19 protein-coding genes are annotated in these 25,696 nt (G+C 42.5%); 10 read left to right on the forward strand and 9 right to left on the reverse strand.

The window, feature by feature from the left end; genetic code table 11:
- Window positions 1-50: 50 nt before the first annotated feature.
- The 3 genes from PSE60_RS00360 (at window position 51) to rluA (ending at window position 6,572) form a co-directional block, all read left to right on the forward strand.
- Window positions 51-2,402 (forward strand): DNA polymerase II, encoded by a 2,352-nt coding sequence (locus tag PSE60_RS00360; RefSeq protein WP_272664267.1) that lies wholly within the window; start codon window positions 51-53, stop codon window positions 2,400-2,402.
- A 377-nt stretch (window positions 2,403-2,779) separates the two neighbouring features.
- Window positions 2,780-5,686 carry an RNA polymerase-associated protein RapA gene (rapA, locus tag PSE60_RS00365; RefSeq protein ID WP_272664268.1) on the forward strand — a complete coding sequence of 969 codons (2,907 nt, stop codon included), beginning with the start codon at window positions 2,780-2,782 and terminating at the stop codon, window positions 5,684-5,686.
- A gap of 235 nt (window positions 5,687-5,921) precedes the next feature.
- Window positions 5,922-6,572 carry a bifunctional tRNA pseudouridine(32) synthase/23S rRNA pseudouridine(746) synthase RluA gene (gene rluA / locus PSE60_RS00370; protein WP_210835372.1) on the forward strand — a complete coding sequence of 217 codons (651 nt, stop codon included), beginning with the start codon at window positions 5,922-5,924 and terminating at the stop codon, window positions 6,570-6,572.
- Window positions 6,573-7,063: 491 nt separating this feature from the next.
- On the opposite strand, the gene djlA is transcribed toward rluA, so the two are convergent.
- Entirely contained in the window at window positions 7,064-7,879 is an 816-nt protein-coding gene (gene djlA / locus PSE60_RS00375; RefSeq protein WP_210835374.1) for a co-chaperone DjlA, read from the reverse strand.
- Window positions 7,880-8,057: 178 nt separating this feature from the next.
- Between djlA and lptD the strand changes: the two genes are divergently transcribed.
- The 6 genes from lptD (at window position 8,058) to apaH (ending at window position 14,955) form a co-directional block, all read left to right on the forward strand.
- Window positions 8,058-10,433, forward strand: a complete 2,376-nt coding sequence (gene lptD, locus PSE60_RS00380) for an LPS assembly protein LptD (RefSeq protein WP_210835376.1) — start codon at window positions 8,058-8,060, stop codon at window positions 10,431-10,433.
- Between the two features lie 194 nt (window positions 10,434-10,627).
- Window positions 10,628-11,947 (forward strand): peptidylprolyl isomerase SurA, encoded by a 1,320-nt coding sequence (gene surA / locus PSE60_RS00385; RefSeq protein WP_272664269.1) that lies wholly within the window; start codon window positions 10,628-10,630, stop codon window positions 11,945-11,947.
- Window positions 11,913-12,923, forward strand: coding sequence for a 4-hydroxythreonine-4-phosphate dehydrogenase PdxA (pdxA, locus tag PSE60_RS00390; RefSeq protein ID WP_442959723.1), 1,011 nt, complete (start codon window positions 11,913-11,915; stop codon window positions 12,921-12,923). Before surA ends, pdxA begins: the two co-directional genes overlap by 35 nt.
- On the forward strand, window positions 12,920-13,729 hold the full coding sequence (rsmA, locus tag PSE60_RS00395; protein ID WP_272664270.1) for a 16S rRNA (adenine(1518)-N(6)/adenine(1519)-N(6))-dimethyltransferase RsmA: 810 nt from the start codon (window positions 12,920-12,922) through the stop codon (window positions 13,727-13,729). Before pdxA ends, rsmA begins: the two co-directional genes overlap by 4 nt.
- Window positions 13,730-13,747: 18 nt before the next feature.
- Window positions 13,748-14,125, forward strand: coding sequence for a Co2+/Mg2+ efflux protein ApaG (apaG, locus tag PSE60_RS00400; protein ID WP_004908625.1), 378 nt, complete (start codon window positions 13,748-13,750; stop codon window positions 14,123-14,125).
- A gap of 2 nt (window positions 14,126-14,127) precedes the next feature.
- The gene (gene apaH / locus PSE60_RS00405) at window positions 14,128-14,955 is read left to right on the forward strand and encodes a bis(5'-nucleosyl)-tetraphosphatase (symmetrical) ApaH (RefSeq protein WP_272664271.1); all 828 of its coding nucleotides are present in this window, start codon (window positions 14,128-14,130) and stop codon (window positions 14,953-14,955) included.
- Window positions 14,956-15,029: 74 nt separating this feature from the next.
- Here the strand turns inward: apaH and folA are convergent, their stop codons facing one another.
- Entirely contained in the window at window positions 15,030-15,524 is a 495-nt protein-coding gene (gene folA, locus PSE60_RS00410) for a type 3 dihydrofolate reductase (protein WP_004908621.1), read from the reverse strand.
- Between the two features lie 235 nt (window positions 15,525-15,759).
- On the opposite strand from folA, the gene PSE60_RS00415 reads away from it, so the two are divergent.
- Window positions 15,760-16,374, forward strand: a complete 615-nt coding sequence (locus PSE60_RS00415) for a LysE family transporter (protein WP_272664272.1) — start codon at window positions 15,760-15,762, stop codon at window positions 16,372-16,374.
- A gap of 72 nt (window positions 16,375-16,446) precedes the next feature.
- Here PSE60_RS00415 and ftsP read toward each other — a convergent pair whose 3' ends face one another.
- From ftsP to nudF, 7 genes are all read right to left on the reverse strand, one after another.
- Complete coding sequence (gene ftsP / locus PSE60_RS00420; RefSeq protein WP_272664273.1) at window positions 16,447-17,862, reverse strand: cell division protein FtsP; 1,416 nt, start codon at window positions 17,860-17,862, stop codon at window positions 16,447-16,449.
- A 353-nt stretch (window positions 17,863-18,215) separates the two neighbouring features.
- Window positions 18,216-18,950 carry a 1-acylglycerol-3-phosphate O-acyltransferase gene (locus PSE60_RS00425; protein WP_272664274.1) on the reverse strand — a complete coding sequence of 245 codons (735 nt, stop codon included), beginning with the start codon at window positions 18,948-18,950 and terminating at the stop codon, window positions 18,216-18,218.
- A gap of 108 nt (window positions 18,951-19,058) precedes the next feature.
- On the reverse strand, window positions 19,059-21,314 hold the full coding sequence (gene parC, locus PSE60_RS00430; protein ID WP_272664275.1) for a DNA topoisomerase IV subunit A: 2,256 nt from the start codon (window positions 21,312-21,314) through the stop codon (window positions 19,059-19,061).
- 33 nt (window positions 21,315-21,347) lie between these two features.
- Window positions 21,348-23,243, reverse strand: a complete 1,896-nt coding sequence (gene parE, locus PSE60_RS00435; RefSeq protein WP_004908605.1) for a DNA topoisomerase IV subunit B — start codon at window positions 23,241-23,243, stop codon at window positions 21,348-21,350.
- Window positions 23,244-23,330: 87 nt separating this feature from the next.
- Window positions 23,331-23,912 carry an esterase YqiA gene (yqiA, locus tag PSE60_RS00440; RefSeq protein ID WP_272664276.1) on the reverse strand — a complete coding sequence of 194 codons (582 nt, stop codon included), beginning with the start codon at window positions 23,910-23,912 and terminating at the stop codon, window positions 23,331-23,333.
- 7 nt (window positions 23,913-23,919) lie between these two features.
- A complete protein-coding gene (gene cpdA, locus PSE60_RS00445) occupies window positions 23,920-24,759 on the reverse strand; it encodes a 3',5'-cyclic-AMP phosphodiesterase (protein ID WP_272664277.1) in 840 nt (279 codons plus the stop codon).
- Between the two features lie 143 nt (window positions 24,760-24,902).
- Window positions 24,903-25,541 (reverse strand): ADP-ribose diphosphatase, encoded by a 639-nt coding sequence (gene nudF / locus PSE60_RS00450; RefSeq protein WP_210835402.1) that lies wholly within the window; start codon window positions 25,539-25,541, stop codon window positions 24,903-24,905.
- Window positions 25,542-25,696 lie beyond the last annotated feature (155 nt).

Here is a 25,696-nt window from a genome sequence, read left to right on the forward strand (position 1 = left end):
TCACACTGTTCGCGTATATTTGTCCTAACTATTTTTATGCGAGTAGCCTAATGACCCAACTCATCGCCTCAGCGGAAAGAGGCTTTATTCTTAGCCGTCACTGGAGAGACACCCGCCACGGTGTCGAGGTCTCTTATTGGCTACTCACTGATAACCAACCACAAAAAGTCACTGTTCCATATCAAAAAGCGATTGGTTTTTTAGCTGAATCTCAATTCCCTCGAGTAAAACATCTATTAGATGAACAACCCAACATTACCTATCACCTCCTTGAATTGATTGATTTTAAACGCGAAAAGGTCTATGCGATTTATTGCCACCAATATCGACAATTACAGAACCTTGAAAAAAATTGCAACGAATTGGGTGTTGAATTATTAGAAACCGATATTCGCCCAAGTGAACGGTATCTCATGGAACGCTTTATCGCGGCCTCTGTCTGGTTTTCTCGAAATCAGCAAGGGGAGTTTCAACTAAAACCTTGCGAAGGCTACCGCCCCTTAATCAAAGCCGTTTCCCTTGATATCGAAACCAGCCAACATGGTGAACTCTATTCTATAGGACTGTCTGGCTGTGGTGACAACGTGGTATTTATGTTGGGACCAGAGCAAGGGCCTGCATTGAGTACTGAGCATCGCTTAATCTATGTGAATAGCCGCCCCCAATTACTTCATAAACTCAATGAATGGCTTCACCAATACGACCCTGAAGCCATCATTGGTTGGAACCTAATCCAATTCGACCTACAAGTATTACAAAAACATGCTGAGCGTTATGGCATACCATTATTGTTTGGCCGGCAAAGCAAAAAACTGGAATGGCGAGAACACGGCTTTAAACAAGGGGTCTTTTTTGCCGCTGCTGAAGGCCGGTTAATTATTGATGGTATCGATGCATTAAAAGCAGCGACATGGAGTTTTCCATCCTTTAGTTTAGAGTCTGTCGCCCAAGCGCTGCTTGGTGAAGGTAAAGCGATTGATACCCCTTATGACCGAATGGATGAGATCAACCGTCGTTTCGCTCACGATAAACCTGCTTTAGCTCACTACAATATTCAGGACTGTATTTTAGTCCATCGAATCTTTGAAAAAACCGATTTAATGGCTTTCTTGCAGGAACGCTCAACGGTAACGGGCCTTGCTGTTGATAAAATGGGGGGCTCTGTAGCTGCATTCTCACACCTTTATATTCCTCGCTTGCACCGACTTGGTTTCGTGGCGCCCAATCTCACGGAACAAAAAATGCAACTGAACCCCGGGGGCTTTGTCATGGACTCCCAACCCGGGTTATATGACTCCGTATTAGTTTTGGACTACAAAAGCCTATATCCTTCAATTATTAGAACTTTTCTCATCGATCCTGCAGGTATGATTGACGGGTTAGCACACCCTAACCTTGCACATTCGGTTCCCGGTTTTCGCCAAGCTTGGTTTTCTCGCACAATCCACTGTTTACCCGATATTGTCAGCCATATCTGGCAAGAGCGGGATAAAGCCAAAAAAGAGCACAATGCACCACTATCCCAAGCGCTAAAAATTATTATGAACGCATTTGCTGGGGTACTAGGCGCTGAAGGATGTCGTTTTTTTGACCCAAGACTGACCGCATCAATCACCATGCGTGGCCATGAAATTATGCGTACAACCAAACGTTTGATTGAGTCACAGGGCTACCAAGTTATTTATGGAGATACCGACTCCACGTTTGTATGGCTACGTGATGCCCACAATGAAGAACAAGCGCAAAAAATTGGCTTTGCTTTACGTGATTACGTAAATAGTTGGTGGAAAAAACATTTAGCAGAAGAATGGCAATTAGAAGGTGTTTTAGAGCTCGAGTATGAAACCCATTACCGCCGATTTTTGATGCCCACCGTACGTGGTGCCGAAATGGGGAGCAAAAAGCGCTATGCGGGGTTGAGTAAAGACACCATGGTATTTAGAGGGCTGGAAACCATTCGCTCAGACTGGACACCATTAGCTCAAATATTCCAAAAAGAGCTCTATACCCGTATTTTTTATCGCCAGCCTTACCGTGAATATATTCGTGAATATGTACAAAATATTCGTTCGGGCCAATATGATGACCGTTTAGTTTATCGTAAACGTCTACGCCGAAAATTGACTGATTACCAAAAAAATGTTCCTCCGCATGTTCGAGCCGCACGTACTGCTGATGACTATAATTTAAAATTACAGCGCCCTTTGCAGTACCAAAATGGCGGTTGGATAAACTATATTATCACTCAGGCAGGGCCTGAACCATTGGAAATCATCACGGCAAAACCGGATTACGAGCATTATATATCCAAACAAATCAAACCGATAGCAGATGCTATCTTGCCTTTCTTACAAGATGACTTTGATACCCTGCTAACTGGGCAAATTACCCTTTTGTTTTAAAATTTATTCTACCTTTGATGTTTTTTTAACAGGTGACGATAGCCTTCGGTTGAATTAATATATCGCCCCTTTGGTGTCTCGCACGTCTGGCTACACAAATTATGCGTGATAATCAACAATACTCATTATAATTCAAATAGACTGACTCATTGTCCCGGCCACAAGCCCAGCAAACGCCTTAGTGCTCACTTTGCTGCAATTTGAATGATTAAATGTGTATAATTAATCATCAGGTAACGACTATTTTTAAAATAATTCGAACTCTTCCTTGTGTAACTATTAATGAGTTACACCAACACTGGGCGAAGACACTGATAAAAATTGTCTTAAAAAATCTAAAAAATAAACTCTCAATTTTATGGAATTAAGTTAAATCTATGCCATTTACTCTTGGTCAACGCTGGATCAGCGATACAGAAAGCGAACTTGGATTAGGTGCCGTCGTGGCAATTGATGCCCGTATGGTAACGTTGCTTTTCCCTGCCAGTGGCGAAAACCGCCTATACTCTAGCAGCGATGCCCCTATTACCCGAGTGATGTTTAATGAAGGTGATACCATTACCAGCCACGAAGGCTGGCAACTTCAAGTTGAAAGCATTGAAGAAGATAAAGGATTATTGACTTACATCGGCACACGTTTAGATACGCAAGAAACCGGTGTGAGCCTTAGAGAAGTGTTCCTCGACAGCAAACTCACATTCAATAAGCCACAAGATCGTCTATTTGCCGGGCAAATTGACCGTATGGATCGCTTTGCTTTACGCTTTCGTGCGCGCAAATTCCAAAGCGAGCAAGTCAAACACCAAGCGACAGGCCTACGCGGTATTCGTGCAAGCCTGATCCCACACCAATTACATATTGCCAATGAAGTGGGAAAACGCCACCATCCGCGCGTATTACTCGCTGACGAAGTAGGCTTAGGTAAAACCATTGAAGCGGGGATGATTATCCACCAGCAATTAATGGCAGGCCGTGCAGAGCGCGTCTTAGTTATCGTTCCTGATAGCTTACAACACCAATGGCTGGTTGAGATGCTGCGCCGCTTTAACCTGCGTTTTTCTTTATTTGATGATAGCCGTTACAGCGAAGCACAACATGATAGCGATAACCCATTTGAAACAGAACAACTTGTTCTGTGTTCACTGGATTTCGTCCGTCGTAACAAGCAGCGTTTTGACCAATTAGTTGAAGCGGGCTGGGATATGATGGTTGTCGATGAAGCTCACCACTTACAGTGGAGCGAGACTGCCCCGAGCCGCGAATATCAAGTTATTGAAACATTAGCTGAAAATATCCCGTCTATTTTACTATTAACGGCAACACCAGAACAGCTAGGCCAAGAAAGTCACTTCGCTCGCCTGCGTTTACTTGACCCTAGCCGCTTCCATGATTACCAAGACTTTATTGCTGAGCAAGAAAATTACCGCCCTGTTGCTGATGCGGTTTCGCTGTTGCTGTCGGGTGATAAACTGACTAATGACCAGCAGAATTTACTTAATGAGTTAATCAAAGAACAAGATATCGAACCACTATTAAAGGCTGCAAACCTTGAAAGTGAAGATGGTAATGCCGCACGCCAAGAACTGATCAACATGTTAATGGATCGTCATGGTACCAGCCGACTGTTGTTCAGAAATACCCGTAATGGTGTCAAAGGCTTCCCTCGTCGTGAATTGCATTCACTAAAAATGCCATTACCCACCCAATACCAAACCGCAATTAAAGTGGCGGGTATTATGGGCAGTAAAAAAGACGTTGAAACACGAGCAAAAGAAATGCTCTACCCTGAGCAAATTTACCAAGAGTTTGAAGGTGAAAATGCCACTTGGTGGAACTTTGACCCGCGCGTTGAATGGTTAATGGGCTTTTTGACCGCAAACCGCCATGAAAAAGTGTTAGTGATCTGCGCGAAAGCCGCAACCGCACTACAATTGGAACAAGTGTTACGCGAACGCGAAGCCATTCGTGCTGCCGTGTTCCATGAAGGGTTATCACTATTAGAGCGTGACCGAGCCGCTGCCTATTTTGCATCTCAAGAAGAAGGCGCGCAGGTGCTACTGTGTTCTGAAATCGGCTCTGAAGGGCGTAACTTCCAATTTGCAAACCAGTTGGTGATGTTCGACCTACCGTTTAATCCAGACTTACTTGAGCAGCGCATTGGTCGTTTAGACCGTATTGGCCAAAGCCGTGATATCAGCATTCATGTGCCCTATCTAGAAAATACCGCTCAATCTGTATTGATCCGTTGGTACCACGAAGGCTTAGATGCCTTTGAACATACCTGCCCAACAGGCCGAGCTATCTACGATAAATACTACCAACCATTGCTGCAATTTATGGCTGAACCTACAGTCACTGAAGGTTTTGATGATTTTATTAAAACCTGCCGCGCAGAGCATGACAGCTTAAAATTGCAATTAGAACAAGGCCGTGACCGCTTACTTGAAATGCATTCAAACGGTGGCGAGTCAGGTAATCAGTTAGCTGAAGAAATTAGCGAAGGTGATAACGATACTGAATTGGTTAACTTTGCGCTCAATCTTTTTGATATCGTTGGTATTAATCAAGAAGATAAAAGTGATAATTTGATTATCCTAACGCCTTCTGACCATATGTTAGTACCTGATTTTCCAGGACTTCCTCAAGATGGTTGCACTATCACGTTTGATAGAGAGCAAGCGCTTTCCCGTGAAGATACGCAATTTATCAGCTGGGAACACCCTATTATTCGTAATGGTTTAGATTTAGTGTTATCTGGCGATACAGGTAGCTGCGCGGTTTCTTTACTGAAAAACAAAGCGTTACCTGTTGGCACTTTATTGACTGAACTCATTTACGTTGTGGAAGCTCAAGCACCTAAGAACCTGCAAATCAGCCGTTTCTTGCCAGCAACTCCAGTACGCTTATTAATTGATTTAAAAGGTAATAACTTATCATCTCAAGTTGAGTTTGAAAGTTTTAACCGCCAATTAAATGCCATTAACCGCCATATGGCGAGCAAACTGGTAAATGCAGTACAAAATGAGGTTCATTCGGTATTACGCTTATCTGAGCCAATGATCGAAAAAGAATCCAAGGCATTGATAGAAAATGCAAAAGAAGCGGCTGATAAGGCACTGACGTTGGAGCTTTCTCGTTTAGAAGCACTCAAAGCGGTCAACCCAAATATCCGTGATGAAGAGCTTGATATTATTGAAGAAGAGCGCCAGCAACTGATGACCAATATCGACCAAGCCACATGGCGCTTAGATGCCATTCGCTTAGTGGTGGTTACCCATCAGTAAACTATGATAATCAAACCATATCGTTCTATATGGTTTGATAATTAATTTAAAATCTACAACTCGAACTAATTATTTTATTTCGTACTTTTGCGTAATAAAAATAGGATTACCCTAAATAATTCGAGTTGTAGGTAGGCAGCAAACGAAGATATCTTGGGGAGCATACATAAGTATGTGACCCGAGCAGCTGAGTGAAGCTAACACCCCTACAACTTGAAGTATGACGGGTAATTGAATGATACCGTACAATCCACCGCTAGAACCTTGGCTCCACATCCTCTACCAAGACGACCATATCATTGTCGTTAACAAGCCAAGCGAGCTACTTTCTGTGCCTGGAAAAGCCCCTGAACACAATGACAGCATTATGAGCCGCATTCAGCGTGATTTTCCTGCAGCTGAATCTGTACATCGCTTAGATATGGCGACCAGTGGCGTCATGGTTGTGGCGCTGCACAAAAAGGCTGAGCGTGAGCTCAAACGCCAATTTAGGGAACGTGAGCCCAAAAAATTCTATATTGCTCGTGTCTGGGGACATTTAGAAAAAGAAGAAGGCTTGATTGATTTACCGCTAATTTGTGATTGGCCAAACCGCCCTAAGCAAAAGGTGTGTTTCGAAACGGGGAAATCAGCACAAACTGAGTACCACGTTTTACAGTATGAAGAACTGGCGACTCGCGTAAAGCTTTCACCCATTACGGGACGTTCTCACCAACTGAGAGTCCATATGTTAGCTTTAGGCCACCCAATATTAGGCGACCGTTTCTATGCTCACGATGAAGCCAAAGCACTCGCCCCTCGCTTACAATTACATGCTCAGGAGTTATATATCACCCATCCTGAATATGGCACACCAATGCATTTTACCTGCCCACCAGATTTTTAACGCTAGATTTATTTGATCGTTTGATTAATTTCCCTCCCCCCACCATACCCTAAATAGTTTGTATCGCTGTTAGGCGGTAAAAGAGCAAATCCCTAGGAGCATACAGCCGTATGTGACTAGGGGTTCGTGATACAACGAGCGCTACATGCAGAAAAATGTACATTGCCTACTAGAGTAAATTCTCATTTTATTTGGATGAGTGAATTTTTTGTTTTCAATTATTCCCCTGATTTCCCCTAAATAGTTCGTGCTACCACACGGCGTCGATTGAGCGAATCCCTAGGAGCGTAGATAACTACGTGACTAGGGTTCGTGAATGAAGACAACAAAGTGAGATTTTTTGGTTTTCCTTCGTTAACTTGATTTCCCTTAAATAGTTCGTGTTGCAGCTAGGCGGCAAGAGAGCAAATCCCTAGGAGCATACAAAAGTATGTGACTAGGGTGCGCGAGCGCGGCCAACAACGCTGCGGCGCGAAATATGACAGGGAAATTTATTTGAAGCCGAGCTCCTTCTTGACTAAGTCATAAGCTGCTTGGATAGATTGCGCCTTTTGCTTCGCAATTTCCATCATCTCTGGCGGCAAACCTTTCGCTACCAGTTTATCGGGGTGATGTTCGCTCATCAGTTTGCGATAGGCCCGCTTAATTTTTGTTGGGTCATCACTAGGAGACACGCCAAGCACTTTACAAGCATCTTCAAGGGTTGGGCCATTTGATTGCTGATAATACCCTCCTGATTGCTGCTGAGAGTAACCGTGGCCAAATTGGCGACCACTTTGGATCATATCCAAGAACTGTTCAAACTGAACCTTAGAAATACCAAGCTCTTCGGCAATAATAAACAACACTTTTCGTTCGTTCGGGTGTAATTGTCCATCAGCAAAAGCAGCTTGTAATTGAATTTCCAGAAACATCTGAATCAAGTCAAAACGGCCATAACAGGCCATACGTAATTGCTTTAATACATCACGCAATGGAAAGTTAGGGGATTTGCCTTCTCTAAATGCTTGTTGAGCCGCTTTTCTTGTTTCTCCATGTAATTGCATTCTGTCCATTAAATTAGTCGCAAGCTGAATATCTGTCTCGGTTACACGGCCTTTCGACTTCGTTAAATGCCCCAAAATTTGGAAGGTGCTCGCAAAGAAAATGATTTGACGATCTCGCTTATTCATTCTCCCTGCAAATTTACGTTGAATCGATGCTTTATCAAAACCATGCCCAATAATTAACCCAACTAGCGCTCCCCAAAAGCCCAATCCAGAGACGATTGCGAGTATAACGCCAATAATTTTGCCCCAATAGTGCATATATCCCTCAATTCTTCAATGCTCAAAATGCAATTTTGCATTATCATACTATTCATTCAGCTCTATGCATAACTACCCGCGCGTAAAGTTTCTTACATTATACTGGCGCAAAGTGGTTGGCTAAGTTAGTCTTTGAGCGTTTGCTGGCGATGCCAATGATGACGGAACCCCATATTTAATGATGAAAAAAAGCTATCCAACACTACTCGCCACCATGGTATGGGCGGCAATTTATAGTCAGCAAGCGCATGCTGACCTTGCACAGCAGTGTATGCTGGGTGTCCCTGTTTACACAAAACCGATTGTAAAAGGTGACCCTAACAACCTGCCGATTCACATTACCGCTGAAGATGTCCGTGGTGAATACCCTAATTTTGTTGAATATGAAGGTAATGTCGATATTCAACAGGGGAACCAAACATTAACCGCTGATAACGTTAAACTCACACAAACAGAAACAGCGGGTGAACTCCCTGTGCGTGAAGTAACAGCCACGGGTAATGTTCACTACGATGACCCACAAATTATCTTAAAAGGCCCTTCTGCGTGGTCTAACTTAGATAATAAAAACACGGATGTGAATGATGGTAACTACATGATGGTAGGCCGTCAGGGGCGTGGTGACGCGACAAAAATGAAAATGCGTGGTGAAAACCGTTACTCTATTATGGAAAACGGCACATTCACGACCTGTTTACCCGGCAATAATAGCTGGAGCGTCGCGGGCTCTGAAGTCATTATCGACCGTGAAGAAGAAGTCGCTGAAATTTGGCATGCACGCTTTAAAGTGGGTGACGTGCCTATTTTCTATAGCCCATATATGCAATTGCCGATTGGCAATAAACGCCGTTCCGGTTTTTTAATCCCGACTGGAAGCTATTCAAGTAACGATGGGTTAGAGTTCTCATTACCCTATTATTGGAATATTGCGCCAAACTACGACGCCACAATTACGCCGCAATTTATGACCCACCGTGGCGTAAAATTAAATAATGAATTCCGTTACCTTATTGCCCCAGGTACAGGTACCGTGGCCTTTGATTTTCTAAATCATGACCGTGCTTATATCAAAGACAAAGAACGTGGTAAGCGTGAAGATCGTGATAGCGATGACCGTTGGTTATTCTACTGGCGCCATTCTGGGACTTACGCGGGTCACTGGAACTTCAGCTCTGACTATACCAAAGTGAGCGACCCTAGCTATTTTACTGACTTCAGTTCCCAGTACGGTAGCACCACTGATGGCTACGCCACGCAAAAATTCAGTGCAGGTTATTCAGATACAAACTGGAATGCGAAAGTCACTCACAAGCAATTCCAAATTTTTGCGGATAACCCCAACAAACGTGCTTATAAAGCAGAGCCGCAAGTGGACTTCAATTATTATAAAAATAATTTAGGTGTCTTTGATGTGCATACTTACGCACAAGCAGCTCGTTTTACAAGTGTGGGTAAAAATAACCCTGATGCAACTCGTTTACACATTGAGCCTGAAGTGAACCTGCCATTGTCTAATGGCTGGGCAAATATGAATAACAGCATCAAATTGTATGCGACTCATTACGACCAAGATATTCCTCGCTCGAATACGGATAGTAGCTTAGAAAAAAATGTTACGCGTGTTCTACCCATGTTTAAAAGCGATGCAAAAGTTGTCTTCGAACGCGACCTTTTCCAAGGCAGCGATTTCGTTCAAACATTAGAACCACGTGTCCAATATTTGTATATTCCGTATAAAGATCAAGATAATATCAATAACTTTGACTCTTCATTGCTGCAGTCAGACTATAGCGGTTTATTCCGTGACCGAATTTACAGTGGCCTTGACCGTATTGCCTCTGCAAACCAGTTCACCACAGGTGTTACAACACGTGTTTATGACGATGCTTTAGCTGAACGTTTTAACTTCTCTGTGGGGCAAATTTATTACTTTGAACGCCCGCGTGCCGGTGATTCAAATCGTCCAATTGATGATAAAAGCAACACGGGTTCATTATTATGGGCCACTGACTCTATGTGGCGAATTGATGATAACTGGGGCTTGCGTGGTGGGTTACAATATGACCGTCGTCTCGGTAATGTCACAATGGGGAATGCGGTTGCAGAATACCGTTTAGATGCCGATCGTTTAGTTCAGTTGAACTACCGTTTCGTTGACCGCGATTATATTCAAGCAACCTTCCGTCGTGAAGATACTGCTAATGGTGGCTATACCTATACACTGCCTGAATACCAACGCGGTATTTCACAAGTGGGTGCTGTCATGAGTTGGCCATTAAGTGAACGTTGGGGCTTTGTAGGTTCATATTATTATGATACCAAACAACAACAACCTGCGAGCCAACTGGTTGGTTTGCAATACAATACTTGTTGCTGGGCAGTCAATCTTGGCTATGAACGTAAGATAGTTGGTTGGCAAAAAGAGAAGTTCAGCAGTGAATATGACAATAAATGGTCAATCAATGTGGAACTTAGAGGCCTAAATAACAATCATAGTTTAGGTAGTCAGAAAATGTTAGAAAGTGGCATTATGCCTTATCAACGTGCTTTCTGATAAAAATAACATAAATTTACTCTAAATAATTCGAGGTGCAGTTAGGCGACAAGCGAGTGAGTCGCTAGGAGCATACATAAGTATGTGACTAGTGCGAATGAACGCCGTCAACAACACTGCAACTTGAAGTATGACGAGTAAAAAAGAGATTAGCCCGCTTTTGCGGAATCAAAGTCAATATTTATAGGACCATTATGAAGAATTGGAGAACGCTTATTCTGGGACTGATGTTCGCAAGCTCCACTGCTTTGGCTGCGCCTCAGCAAATGGATAAAGTCGCTGCGGTCGTCAATAACGGTGTTGTGCTGGAAAGTGACGTCCAGAATATGATCAACACAGTAAAACTGAATGCTCAGAACGCACGCCAACAAGTGCCTGATGATCAAACTCTGCGTCATCAGATCCTCGAGCGTCTCGTTATGGATAACATCATTTTGCAAATGGCTAGCCAAATGCAAATCAATATTCCAGATGAAGCCGTGGATGCAACTATTACTGATATCGCTCGTCAAAACGGTTTAACACTGCAGCAAATGCAACAACGTTTAACCGCAGATGGCATCAATATGAATCAATATCGTAGCGAAATTCGTAAAGAGATGCTGATCGCTGAAGTGCGTAACAATGAAGTTCGCCGCCGCGTTACCATTTTACCTCAAGAGGTTGATTCGCTGGCAGAGCAAATGAGTTCACAAGCCAATTATGAAATGGGCGTTAATCTAAGTCATATATTGATCCCGTTGGCAGAAAACCCAACGCAAGAACAGCTAAAAAATGCTGAAGCATTAGTGAATAAAATTTTAGCTGAACTGAAAAAAGGCGGAGATTTTGGTAAGTTAGCTATCGCTTATTCAGCAGACCCTCAAGCGCTGAAAGGCGGTAATATGGGTTGGTCGCGCCTACAAGAATTACCTGTTGTCTTCGCTGAGCAGCTGAAAAATGCGAAAAAAGGCGATATTGCTGGCCCAATTCGTTCGGGTGTCGGCTACCATATTTTACGCGTAAATGATGTAAGTGGTGGCAGCCAACCGATTTCTGTCACAGAAGTGAAAGCACGTCACATCTTAATTAAGTCATCACCAATTATGGATGATGCACAGGCAAGACAAAAATTAACCAAAATTGCTCAGGAAATTCGTTCAGGCAAAGTTTCATTTGAAGATGCAGCAAAAGAGAATTCTGAAGATCCAGGTAGCGCATTAAAAGGTGGTGAATTAGGTTGGAATATGCCTGATGTCTACGACCCGGCTTTCCGTGATGCATTAATGAGACTGAATAAAGGCGAATTAAGCCAACCTGTTCAATCAAATTTTGGTTGGCACTTAATTCAATTAGAAGACACTCGTAACGTTGATAAAACAGATGCGGCACAAAAAGACCAAGCGTACCGTCTGCTATTCAACCGTAAATTTAATGAAGAAGCACAGAGCTGGATGCAAGAACAACGTGCTTCCGCTTATGTGAAAATGGTTGATGGCCATGATAGCCAATCTACAGATGAAAAATCAAATTAAGCCTATTGTCATCACTCCCGGCGAACCTGCCGGGATTGGTCCTGACCTACTGATTCAGCTTGCTCAACAGCAATGGCCTGTTGAGCTGGTTGCCTGTGTTGATCCTGAGTTGTTACGCCAGCGTGCCAAAGCACTGAATTTGCCACTGACATTAACCGAATATATCCCTAATACAGTCACTAAAGTACAACCTGCGGGCAGTTTATCCGTTCTACCTGTTCATTTAGCAACGGCTGCAAAGGCAGGTGTACTCAATGTTGATAATGGCCAATATGTCGTAGAAAGCTTAGCAAAAGCCTGTGACGGCTGTTTAAAAGGTGAATTCTCAGCGCTTGTTACAGGTCCCGTGCATAAAGGGATTATTAATGATGCTGGCGTACCATTTAGCGGCCACACTGAATTCTTTGCAGAAAGAAGTGGCTGTGAACGCGTTGTTATGATGCTAGCTACAGAAGAGCTGCGTGTTGCATTAGCCACAACGCATTTGCCACTCAAGGACGTGTCAGCTGCCATTACTCAACAGAGCCTGAATGAAGTCATCACGATTTTACACCATGATTTACAAACAAAATTTGGTATTGAAAAACCCGCCATCTATGTTTGTGGTTTAAATCCACATGCAGGAGAAGGCGGGCACATGGGTACCGAAGAAATTGATACGATAGAGCCCGCACTCGAAAACCTGCGCGCAAAAGGGATTAATTTGATTGGGCCATTGCCTGCAGATACCTTATTTCAAGCTAAGTATTTAGACCATGCAGACGCAGTGTTAGCAATGTATCACGATCAAGGCCTTCCTGTGTTAAAATACCAAGGTTTTGGCAGAGCAGTAAATATTACTCTCGGCCTGCCTTTTATCCGTACCTCTGTCGACCATGGCACAGCCCTTGAACTCGCAGGTACGGGTCATGCTGATGTGGGAAGTTTTATCACCGCATTAAAGTTAGCTATCCAAATGACATCTAAGAATACATGAATAATCGAGTCCATCAGGGGCACTTTGCCCGCAAACGCTTCGGGCAGAACTTTTTAACTGACCAATTTATTATCGACAGCATCGTGGATGCCATGAACCCGCTGCCGGGTCAGTCCATTGTAGAAATTGGTCCCGGCTTAGGTGCCTTAACCGAACCTGTCGGTAGCCGAATCGATAAAATGACTGTGGTTGAACTTGACCGTGACCTTGCAGCACGTTTACATGTTCATCCTCAACTAAAAGATAAATTAACTATCATTCAGCAAGATGCAATGACAGTAGATTTTGGTGAATTAGCCAAACAAGCAGGTCAACCCCTGCGCGTTTTCGGTAACTTGCCTTACAATATCTCCACACCTTTAATGTTTCACTTATTCACATTCACCAATTCTATTTCTGACATGAACTTCATGTTACAAAAGGAAGTGGTGAATCGTCTAGTTGCAGGCCCAGGCAGTAAAGCCTTTGGCCGCTTGAGTGTTATGGCACAATATTACTGTCACGTGGTGCCTGTATTAGAAGTACCGCCGACTGCATTTACACCCGCACCAAAAGTAGATTCTGCCATTGTTAGATTGATTCCTCATCGTGAAAATCCATATCCGGTCAAAGACATTAAATTTTTAAGTCGCATTACCACACAAGCTTTCAATCAACGCCGTAAAACTGTTCGTAACAGTCTTGGGGATTTATTCAGCGTTGAAGAGTTAACAGAACTGGGTATTGATTTAAGCACCCGAGCAGAAAATATTCCTGTTGAACAATATTGTAAAATGGCAAACTATCTCTCTAACCGTTCAGAATAGTCTGTTGAAGGAGGCACTATGCTTAATGAGCCGAATGTTAGCATCCAAGTTCAGAGTGTCTATATAGAAAGCCAATCTCAACCCGATATTGCGAGATATGTGTTTGCTTACACAATCTGCATTCGTAATTTAGGGCGAGAGCCTATCCAATTAATGAGCCGTTATTGGCTCATTACTAACAGTGATGGCCATAAAACCGAAGTTCAAGGTGAAGGTGTAGTGGGTGAACAACCCCTTATTCAGCCAGGAAAAGAATATCGTTATACCAGTGGCGCAATCCTTGAAACACCAATGGGTACGATGGAAGGTTATTATGTGATGATAAGTACGCAAGGGGACAGTTTCCACGTTGATATCCCTGCTTTTCGTCTTGCCATCCCAACACTGATTAATTAATTATGTCGACATATTTAGTAGGTGATATTCACGGTTGTTATCGTGAACTCCGTGACTTGATGGAAAGTGTCCATTTTGATCCAACCAAAGACACATTATGGTTAACAGGCGATCTCGTTGCTCGCGGAGCTGAATCACTGCAAGTTTTACGCTATGTAAAAAGCCTTGGCTCAGCCGTACGTTTAGTGCTTGGTAACCACGATCTCCATCTGTTGGGAATTTACTGTAAGATCAGTCGCAATAAACCCAAAGATCACCTCGATGAGTTATTACATGCCCCTGATCTTGACGAACTGATCAATTGGTTACGTCGCCAACCTTTATTACAAATTGATGAAGAAAAAAAGATCTTGATGACCCATGCCGGTATGACACCACAATGGGATATCAAAACGGCACGCATGTGTGCAAGGGAAGTTGAAGCAGTGCTTTCCAGTGATGCATATCCACTATTCATCGACTCCATGTATGGTGATATGCCAAATAACTGGTCTGAAAGCTTAATGGGGCTAGCACGCTTGCGTTTTAGTACCAATGCCTTAACACGTCTGCGCTACTGTTTTCCGAACGGGCAATTAGATATGATTTGCAAGGAAAACCCCAAAAAAGCACCTGCCCCACTAAAACCGTGGTTCGATCTACCAAGCCAAATTCCTGATGATTATTCGGTATTTTTTGGTCACTGGGCATCGCTCGAAGGAAAATGCACCCCCGATAACGTCTATGCTTTAGATACTGGGTGCTGCTGGGGAGGAGACTTGACGCTATTTCATTGGGAAAGCAAGCAGTATCACCGCCAAAAGTCATATCAAAAACGCCGCAAAGAATAACTTTTTATATGATCAACTGTAGGTTATAGCAAAATGGCGCAATTAAGCGCCATTTTTGTGATCAAACCAAAAAATTAAGCTCTTTTGGTTAGGATCTCAAAACAATAACCATGGGTATTGTTTTCATCAGCTTCATGGTATTCCGTAAAAATAGAATCCCATTCATCAGGCTCATAAGTTGGAAAATGGGTATCACCAATAACTTCGGCATCGACATGAGTCAAATAGAGTTTATTCGCTAACGGTAAAAATTGTTGATAAACTTTACCACCGCCAATCACCATTACTTCATCAACATTTTCAATTGCTTGTGCCGCGGCTAACGCTTCTTCAATTGACGTTACCCAAATCACATCAGAATCAGTACCTGGAACACTGCTTAATACAATATTTACACGTTGTGGTAATGGGCGCCCAATAGATTCATAGGTCACACGCCCCATGATAACCGGTTTATTTAACGTATTTCGTTTGAACCACGCGAGATCCCCCGGCAAATTCCAAGGCATCGCTTTTTCCATGCCGATAACCTGATCGATCGCCATTGCTGCGATTAAGCTAATATTCATCTACTCACCTTAGAAACAAGATATAAAAATTGAGCACACTATACGGAAAGAGAATTGTTTCGTCGACTAAATTTAAGCTTCCTTAAACAGGTTTGAATCACTTATACTCGAATTGATAAACTTACGACTAAAAATAACATGAAAAAACAAAATGAACCCTCTGATACCAATCTAAATGCGAGTATTTAGTCGGTCATTTTTATTTACCAACATTGAACGGGAAAAGAGATTAAAAATGTACGAAACGAGTATTATGGTTGCGACCATCGCGGCACTCGGTATGCTTTCTCCAGGGCCTGACTTCTTTTTAATTGTCAAAAACTCAGCTCGCTATCAACGCTCTGCGGCATTAATGTCTGCATGTGGTGTGATAGTCGCTATCGCATTGCATATGTCCTACTGCGTTGCGGGCCTAGCTGTTTTGATTACAACTACACCTTGGCTGTTTAATATCTTAAAATACGCAGGTGCGGCTTATTTAATTTGGATCGGCGTCAAAAGCTTACTTCCGCAATCCGGCCACAGCGTTGATCTCACAACCAGCAAACACGAAATTGTTTCATTCAAAAAAGCCTTTATGCAAGGTTTTCTCTGTAATGTATTAAACCCCAAAGCCACGCTATTCTTTTTAGCGGTCTTCACTCAAGTATTAGATATTAATTCTACCGTCGGTGAAAAACTATGGTTTGCCTTTATTATTTGGGGCTTAGCTGTCATTTACTGGCCAATATTAGTATTTTTGATCCAAAGTGCCCCTGTCAGAAAAGGCCTAGCAAAAGTACAAACCTATGTTGATAAGGTTCTCGGGGTGGTATTAATCGCCTTTGGTGTTCGAGTGGCGCTAAGCTAGCCTTATTAACTCCCATCAAAAAAGCAGGCAAAATGCCTGCTTTTTAAATATTCAATATTGTTGTAATACGAGTTATTGCATTGTGTCTTGTGGCGCCACCACCATTTGCCCCACTGATCCTAAATCTGCTTTTTCTAAATTTTGACTATAGAATAAGAATGGGAAATGGTTATAGGATGGTTGCATCATTTGTACTAATAATTCAACGCGACCATCCACCCATACCGTATCTTTCCAGCCATAGTCTTCCGGTGGAGTTGGTTTACCATTACGGTTTAAAACCTTAAAACGCACACCTTCAATATGAAACGCTTGCGGTTCATTCGTCGTCACAACCCAACGCTCCCAATTACCTTGGAGACTTGAGAAATCGACCCTATTTGTATCAATGGTCGCATTGTTAATACCAAAACCATCATTAAGGTGAATATTGCGTTGTGTAATACTGGATGTGACTTGCGTTTTATCTTCAACTAATTGTGTCGGTAAGCCGTCTGTTACTAATGACATTAACCCTGTCGCTTTGATAGTTAGCACATTAGTTGAAATTAAATTATTCGATGGCTCGAATAACCCCTTTAAGCGGTCCATAAAGGTCGCCGACTCACCTGCCGTGATAGTTAACTCTTGCGTTTTAGCCATATCAATCAAGACTTCGCGTCGTTCACCCGGCGCTAACGGTAGTTCTTGAACACTCACAGGGACAGTTAGTAAACCTTGGTCAGATGCAATCAACGAAAATGGGCGGCCATCACTGATTTTCATTACATAATTACGGGAATTCGACGCATTTAATAACCGTAAGCGCACCCATCCTCGAGAAACTTCAATGTATGGATTTTGTACGCCGTTAACCAGTAATGTATCGCCTAAAAAGCCATTTTCATCGGCTTTGTATTCCGGAACGCCAAAGTTATCTAAGCGCTTATCTTGAATAATGACTGGAAAATCATCAACACCATAGTGTTTCGGTAAACGCAGATTTTTCGTCACATCATCTTCAATGATCCACATCCCTAATAAACCATTGTAGACTTGTTCGCCCATTTTCCCTTGAGTATTCGCATGATACCAGAGCGTAGCTGCATTTTGGCGTATCGAGATCACCGGAGACCAGTCCGCATTAGGTGAAATTAACCGTGCGGCTCCACCTATTTGTGTTCCTGGTATTTGCAACCCACTTATTGTCATCGAAACGGCTTCAGGTAAGCGATTACTGTAAATAAGCTTAATATCATCGCCATTTTTTACTTTGACAGTCGGGCCAGGAGAAGAACCATTAACTCCCCAAATATCGGCTGAATACTTTCCATCAAAAGACCAATGAATTTTTTGTAATGTTAAAAATAATGGCTGTCCAGACCGTGATTCTAATAACGGTGGTACAGGTAAAGCTGCCGCTCCCTCTGCATTTGCATGAATAGGCGCATAGGACAAACATAGAGCCATCCCTGCCGCTATCAGGGTTTGGCATCGATTGAATGACATAAATTCTCCGCTAAACAAAATTCCAGCGCATTTTATTGTTTGATATTATAAATATTCAGCCAATGATATGGCTAATTTTAGGTTGGCGCTAGCAATATAACTACTTAGATACAACAATTTAAGACTGCAATAATTTGTGTGCCATGATATCGCGAAAAAAGGCTAAATTCTAAAAATATCTATCCAATATATTAAAATTTAATTAATAAGATTATAAATAGTAAGGGTAAGTAATTAGAAAAGGAAAGTCAGGCAGGTCGATAACAATAAAGACAGTTTATGCTACGCTCAATCTAAAATAATAGGCAATATTCACATATTGCCTATTATTAAAATAAATTCAATCAGTTAGGCTATTTACCCTGTTTTGACATCTCTTCAACCTCGAGATCGAGTTCTTTAATTTTGGCTTCCATTAAAGCATGGCAATGTTCCGATAATTCCCTCACTTGCTCACGGGTATAAAGTGATGTATCAATAGGGTCTAACATTTCAATAATTACGCTACCATTATTCCAACGGTTTAGCTTAATTTTACCTTGTGTACTCGAAACGCAAACAGGCACAATCGGCACCCCTGCTGCAATAGCTGCGTGAAATGCCCCAGTTTTAAATGGTAATAAACCACGGCCGCGACTACGCGTTCCTTCAGGGAACATCCATACGGATATTTTACGTTTTTTGATCTGGTCTGCGACTTGCGTGATCGTATTATGCGCCTTAGAACGATTCGCTCGGTCAATCAAAATATTACCCGTGATCCAGTACAGAAAACCAAAAAATGGAATGTAAACCAAGCTTTTTTTACCGACTGTAACTGTTCTCGGTAATACCCCATTTGACATAGTCACCATGTCGTAATTGTTTTGGTGATTCCCAATATAAATACTCGGGCCATAACTTTTGGCTTTCTCAGGTACACGATTGATAACCTTAATCCCAAACACAACTGATAACCGCCCAAACATATGGCCGAATGTCATTACGTGTTTTGGGTTGCGTGGGCTAAACAAGCAGTAAATACCGCCGCCTACGCACACAAAAATAGTGTAGATAATGACAATGATCGCTCTAATCAGCGCTAACATACTAACCCCAAATTGTAAGGGGCTTCACAGCCCCATGATGAATATTGCCTGCTTAAAAACCTTCTGAACTTCATACTCAACAAGATTTATAAGGTTTGCCTTTGTTAATTATTCAGTATCTACTGGCTCAATATCAATACGCTCAATATTGTGCATTCCACGCGGTAATGACGTCCCTTTACGGCCACGTTCTGAGCGGTATTTTTGCAAGTCTTCTGCTTTAAATTTCAATTTCCGCTTACCAAAATGCAAGGTCATTGATGCCCCCACAGGCAAGATCATCAACCAAGTCAATAAATCATCACCCGTTGCCGCTTGCGCGCCGGCAATATTGATAATTTTATTACCTTTACCTTTTGAAAGTTGAGGTAAATCCGCTACAGGGAATATCAACATACGCCCCGCCTTGGTAATTGCCAATAGCAAATCTTCCTGCTCATTATGCAGTTCAATTGGTGCTAATACTTTGGCATTTTCAGGTAAGGAGATTAAGGCCTTACCAGTTTTATTTTTAGTGACTAAATCATTAAAGGTACAAATAAAACCGTAACCTGCATCAGAAGCCATTAAATATTTCTGTTCGTCAGGCGCCATTAATACATGCTCAATGGTCGCACCTGGAGGCAGCGTTAATTTACCCGTTAGAGGCTCACCTTGACTACGCGCTGAAGGTAATTCCAGTGGGTCCACAGAATAACTGCGCCCTGTCGTATCAAGGAATACCGCCGCTTGGTTTGACTTGCCTCGTGCAGCTCCTTTAAAGCCATCCCCTGCTTTATAATTTAGGTTAGTCGGTTCGATATCATGCCCTTTAGCACTACGCACCCATCCCATATCAGAAAGCACAACGGTAATCGGTTCTGACGGTAAAATCTCATGCTCGCTCATTGCTTTCGCTTCTTCGCGCTCATGCAATGGGGAGCGACGGTCATCACCGTAATCTTTAGCGTCAGATTGAATCTCTTTTTTAATCAACGTGTTTAAACGTCTCTCAGACCCCAAGATCGCTTGTAATTCATCACGCTCTTTGGCTAATTCGTCCTGCTCAGCACGAATTTTCATTTCTTCGAGCTTGGCTAAGTGACGTAATTTTAATTCTAAAATCGCTTCCGCTTGGGTATCACTGATATTAAAACGTGACATTAAAACGGCTTTGGGTTCGTCTTCTGTACGAATAATTTCAATGACTTCGTCAATATTCAGATAGGCGATTAATAAACCATCTAAAATATGTAAACGTCTTAATACTTTTTCTAACCGATGATTTAAGCGGTTACGTACGGTTTGACGACGGTAAGCAATCCACTCATTTAAGATCTCAACGAGCCCTTTTACCGCTGGTCGGTTATCTAAACCAATCATATTAAGGTTAACGCGATAGCTACGTTCTAAATCGGTTGTCGCAAATAAGTGTGTCATGACCTGTTCAAGGTCAACACGATTACTGCGCGGAACAATCACTAAACGAGTTGGGTTTTCATGGTTCGATTCATCACGTAAATCTTCCACCATCGGTAATTTCTTCGCCCGCATCTGGCTGGCGATTTGTTCCAGTACTTTAGCGCCCGAAACCTGATGAGGTAGAGCCGTGATAACAGCATTACCATCTTCTTTTTCCCACACGGCACGCATGCGCACAGAACCGCGCCCATTTTGATAAATTTTACGGATATCATCACGGGAAGAAATAATTTCTGCTTCAGTTGGATAATCAGGCCCCGGTACAAATGCCATGATGTCATCAAGATTTAGTGTTGGTTTATCCAGTAAAGCAACCAACGCTTGGGCCACTTCTCGGGCGTTATGAGGTGGAATATCTGTCGCCATCCCAACCGCAATTCCCGTTGTACCGTTTAGCAGAATATTCGGTAAACGTGCCGGCAACATTTTTGGTTCGTTTAGCGTACCATCAAAGTTTGGTACCCAATCAACGGTGCCATGGCCAAGCTCGCTGAGTAAAATTTCAGCATATTTTGATAAACGTGATTCTGTATAACGCATTGCTGCGAATGATTTAGGGTCATCGGGTGCCCCCCAGTTTCCTTGGCCATCCACCAGCGGGTAGCGGTAAGAAAATGGCTGCGCCATCAACACCATCGCTTCATAACAAGCGCTATCACCATGCGGGTGATATTTACCGAGAACATCTCCCACTGTTCTGGCGGACTTTTTGTATTTCGCAGTGTTGCTTAAGCCAAGTTCTGACATCGCATACACAATACGGCGCTGAACAGGTTTAAGCCCATCGCCAATAAATGGTAATGCCCTATCCATGATGACGTACATCGAATAGTTCAGATAGGCATTTTCAGTGAAGGCATGCAGCGGTAAACGCTCTACACCATCATGAGTAATTTCACTCATTCAATTCGTTCCTTTCTCATCGCAATTCGGATATTAGACATCAATTTCAGCCATATCGCCTTTTTCTTGCAGCCAATTACGGCGATCTTCAGAGCGTTTTTTAGCAAGAAGCATATCCATGACAGCAAGTGTTTCTTGGTAGTTTTCATCATCGATAATTAGCTGTACAAGACGACGAGTATTTGGATCTAATGTCGTTTCACGTAATTGCAGTGGGTTCATTTCACCCAACCCTTTAAAACGCTGAACATTGGGTTTACCGCGCTTGCGGCTAAGACGTTCAAGCACAGCATTTTTTTCGCTTTCATCAAGGGCGTAAAACGTTTCTTTACCTAAATCGATACGATATAACGGTGGCATTGCCATATAGACATGCCCTGCTTTTACTAATGTTGGGAAATGACGGACAAATAATGCACATAACAGTGTAGCAATATGCAAGCCATCGGAGTCCGCATCCGCAAGGATACAAATTTTCCCATAACGTAATTGGCTAAGGTCTTCGCTATCAGGGTCTATCCCAATGGCAACAGAGATATCATGTACCTCTTGGGAAGCTAAAACCTCATCAGAAGACACTTCCCATGTATTGAGGATTTTACCGCGCAACGGCATGATAGCCTGATATTCGCGGTCACGGGCTTGTTTTGCTGAGCCCCCTGCGGAGTCCCCTTCTACAAGAAACAATTCCGTCATACTCAGGTCTTGCGAGCTACAATCGGCTAATTTACCGGGTAATGCAGGGCCACTGGTGAGTTTTTTACGCACCACTTTTTTCGCTGCACGCATTCGACGTTGCGCGCTAGAAATTGCCATTTCTGCGAGTTGTTCAGCCACTTGCACGTTCTGGTTAAGCCATAAACTGAAAGCATCTTTTACCACACCCGAAACAAACGCTGCACATTGACGCGAAGACAGGCGTTCTTTCGTTTGCCCTGCAAATTGTGGATCTTGCATTTTAACGGAAAGCACATAAGTGCAGCGCTCCCAAATATCATCTGCGGAGAGCTTAACACCACGAGGCAATATATTACGGAATTCACAAAACTCACGCATTGCATCAAGCAACCCTTGGCGTAACCCATTAACATGGGTTCCACCTAGTGCTGTTGGGATAAGATTGACATAACTTTCTGTTAGTAATTCACCGCCTTCAGGTAACCAGAGCAACGCCCATTGCGCCGCTTCAGTTTCCCCAGAAAATTCGCCTGTAAACGGTTTTGGTGGCAACGCTTCAAGGCCGTCAATCGACTCCATTAGGTAATCGGTCAACCCGTCACTGTAGCACCAGCTTTGCTCTGTATTGTTGAGCTTATCCTTAAACGTGATTTTCACGCCAGGGCATAAAACGGCTTTAGCTTTTAAGTTATGAGTTAAACGAGTTACTGAAAACTTTGGACTATCAAAGTAGCTACCATCAGGCCAAAAATGCACGCTAGTACCTGTATTACGTTTGCCACAAGTCCCGATTACATGCAAATCTTCAACCTTGTCGCCATTCTCAAAGGCAATTTGATACACTTGGCTATCACGACGAACAGTAACTTCAATACGTTTTGATAACGCATTGACGACAGAAATCCCAACACCATGCAAACCACCTGAAAACTGGTAGTTTTTATTGGAGAATTTTCCCCCTGCATGTAATTGCCCCAGAATCAGCTCAACTGCTGACACTTTCATTTCAGGGTGGATATCGACAGGCATACCGCGCCCATCATCGATTACTTCAAGGGATTGATCGGCATGTAAAATAACTTCGATGTGGCTCGCGTGCCCCGCAAGCGCTTCATCGACGCTATTATCAATTACTTCTTGAGCCAGATGGTTCGGTCGACTGGTGTCGGTATACATCCCCGGACGACGGCGAACAGGCTCTAAACCACTGAGGACTTCAATGGCCTCTGCGTTATAACTAGATTGAGTCATGTTGTCATTCTGCGGTAATAGGTGATTAATTGAACTATTCAATCAGTGAGTTACTGTTGATAATAACAGTGTTCATACGTTTTGACACTATTTCTCTGCCAATTGAAGGAAATCAACAATTTGAGAAAAGTAAGCTTCAAAACCAATAAAGGCATGATTACCGTCAGGTTCCACAGTTTGTTTGCACTTTGAAAGATAGGCAACTGCCTCTCGATAATCAAGTACTTCATCGCCCATTTGCTGTAGCAACCAGATAAGTTGAGGAGATGCGAGTCTTTCAATGTATAAGGATTTTAGCTCATGGATATGCTTTTCTTCCAACACATATTGTTCATGAGTATATGGGTTTGTATTGTCGCCTAAGTAATCTTGCAGTAAATCAAAAGGACGCACTGCGGGGTTTACAACGACGGCTGGGAGCTGATAACGCTCTGAAAACCAAATCGAAAAATAACCGCCTAGTGAAGATCCAACTAACCCCATTTTTTCATGCTGATGCTGTTGGATAATATCATCCAACATCGCTTGAGCTTGCTGAGGGTAATTCGGCAATTGCGGTACAAGCATATTAATATGTGGATAATTATCGTCAATCCATTGCTTTAAGTTATTAGCTTTAGCGGATTGAGGTGAGCTATTAAAACCATGAATATAAAGTAGAGTAGACATAAGCGAATTAATAACCGTCAGAGTCAAGGTCAGGGCTAAACTCCCTTGTGTCTAAACGGTGAACGCGGGTTGTAATATGCCTTTGACTTTCTTCATTAATACTTAATTCTAAATATCGCCAACCCGGCGCAACAGTATCAAGGGCAAAATTAGTACAGTGAGGTTTAAATTGTACGCAAGTAGAAGGCGTAGCTAATAACCGAATCCCGTGCCAGTTTTCATCCATTTCTTGGTGAATATGGCCACATAGCATCGCTTTAACATTTGGGTAGTTTTTTAAGTAGTCAGCTAAAATATGTGAATTTCTCAAACTGTGCTGATCAAGCCAAGTACAACCCGAAGCTAGAGGATGGTGATGCAGCATAATCAATGTAGTACGTTCAGGTTCAGCATCTAAGCTGGCTTTCATCCATTCCAATTGTTGTTCAGAAAGCTCACCATGAGGTACATCTTGAAGTTGGCTATCAAGCATCAGAATTTGCCATTCGTCGCCAATTAAAATTTGTTTAGCACTTGAAATCCCAGCAACTCGCAGTGTTTCTACCATAGCAGGTGGGTAGTCATGATTACCAGGAAGCCATACACAAGGGGCAGGAATACGCGCAATACCATCCGCAAAATGCTGATAAGCTTGTGGTGATTGGTCTTGAACCAGATCCCCTGTCGCAACAATTAAATCAATTGGAAGATTTTGCTCTGTGATAGCATCAAGTACCGCCTGATAGCTACGGTAAGTATTTACCCCTAAAAGCGTATTTTCTGTATTAGCAAAAAGATGCGTATCAGTAACCTGTAAAATTCTCACAATTTTAGAGTTCTTCGCAGTCACTTCAAGCTGGCTGTCCAAAAGTATTCCTTTCCTTAAATATTATTTAGTACCTAATCTATTCATTAAAGCTATATAAAAGCTAAACATACTTGCAACTATCTTAAAACTTTACTTTCTAACTTTCTGATAATCAGCACACACTTCACCAGATTAATCGTTATTTAAAACTGTTTCATCCACTTTTCATAAAGTTTTTGCTGGTTAAGTTGTAACCACTGAATCGCAATAACGGTGGCTGCATTATCAATTGTGCCATCTTCAACCCATTGATAAGCTTGTTCTCGGCTAACCACATGCACACAAATATCTTCATTTTCTGACGCTAACCCATGCACCCCTTTCGCTTGGCTGCTATCGACTTCACCGATAAATACATGCATACGTTCAGTCGTACCACCTGGGCTAGAAAGATAACTTACTGCTTTTTCAGTACGACCAATAATAAGCCCAGCTTCCTCAATGGCTTCACGACGAATAACCTCTTCGGGTGATTCGTTTGGCTCTATCATTCCAGCAACTGCTTCAAGTAACCAAGGTGTTTCGCTAGTTTCGATCGCAGGCAACCGAATTTGTTCAATTAAAACAACAGCATCTGTTTTCGGATCATAGGGTAAAACCACACCAGCATGACCACGTTCAAAAACCTCACGGCAAATTTCTTTACTCCATCCGCCCGCGAAAAGGCGATGTCTAAATTGATATTCAACCATTTGAAAAAAACCGTTAAATAATTTACGCTTGGATATAATTTCAACATCATTTTTGCCATATTTAATTGGCTGCTTTATTTGTTTTGTCATTGCATTCTCCAAACCCAATTATTCCATCTTAAGGAAATAATTGTGGATTAAAACAGTTTTTAAGGTTTTTTAACCTCAGATGAGGTAATGTTTAATAAATTGAGACAAAATGGCACAAAAGGCTACCGTTAATAGAAGTGATACTCTGTTACAAT

This window comes from Providencia sp. PROV174, assembly GCF_028480685.1.
Classification (GTDB): domain Bacteria; phylum Pseudomonadota; class Gammaproteobacteria; order Enterobacterales; family Enterobacteriaceae; genus Providencia; species Providencia rettgeri.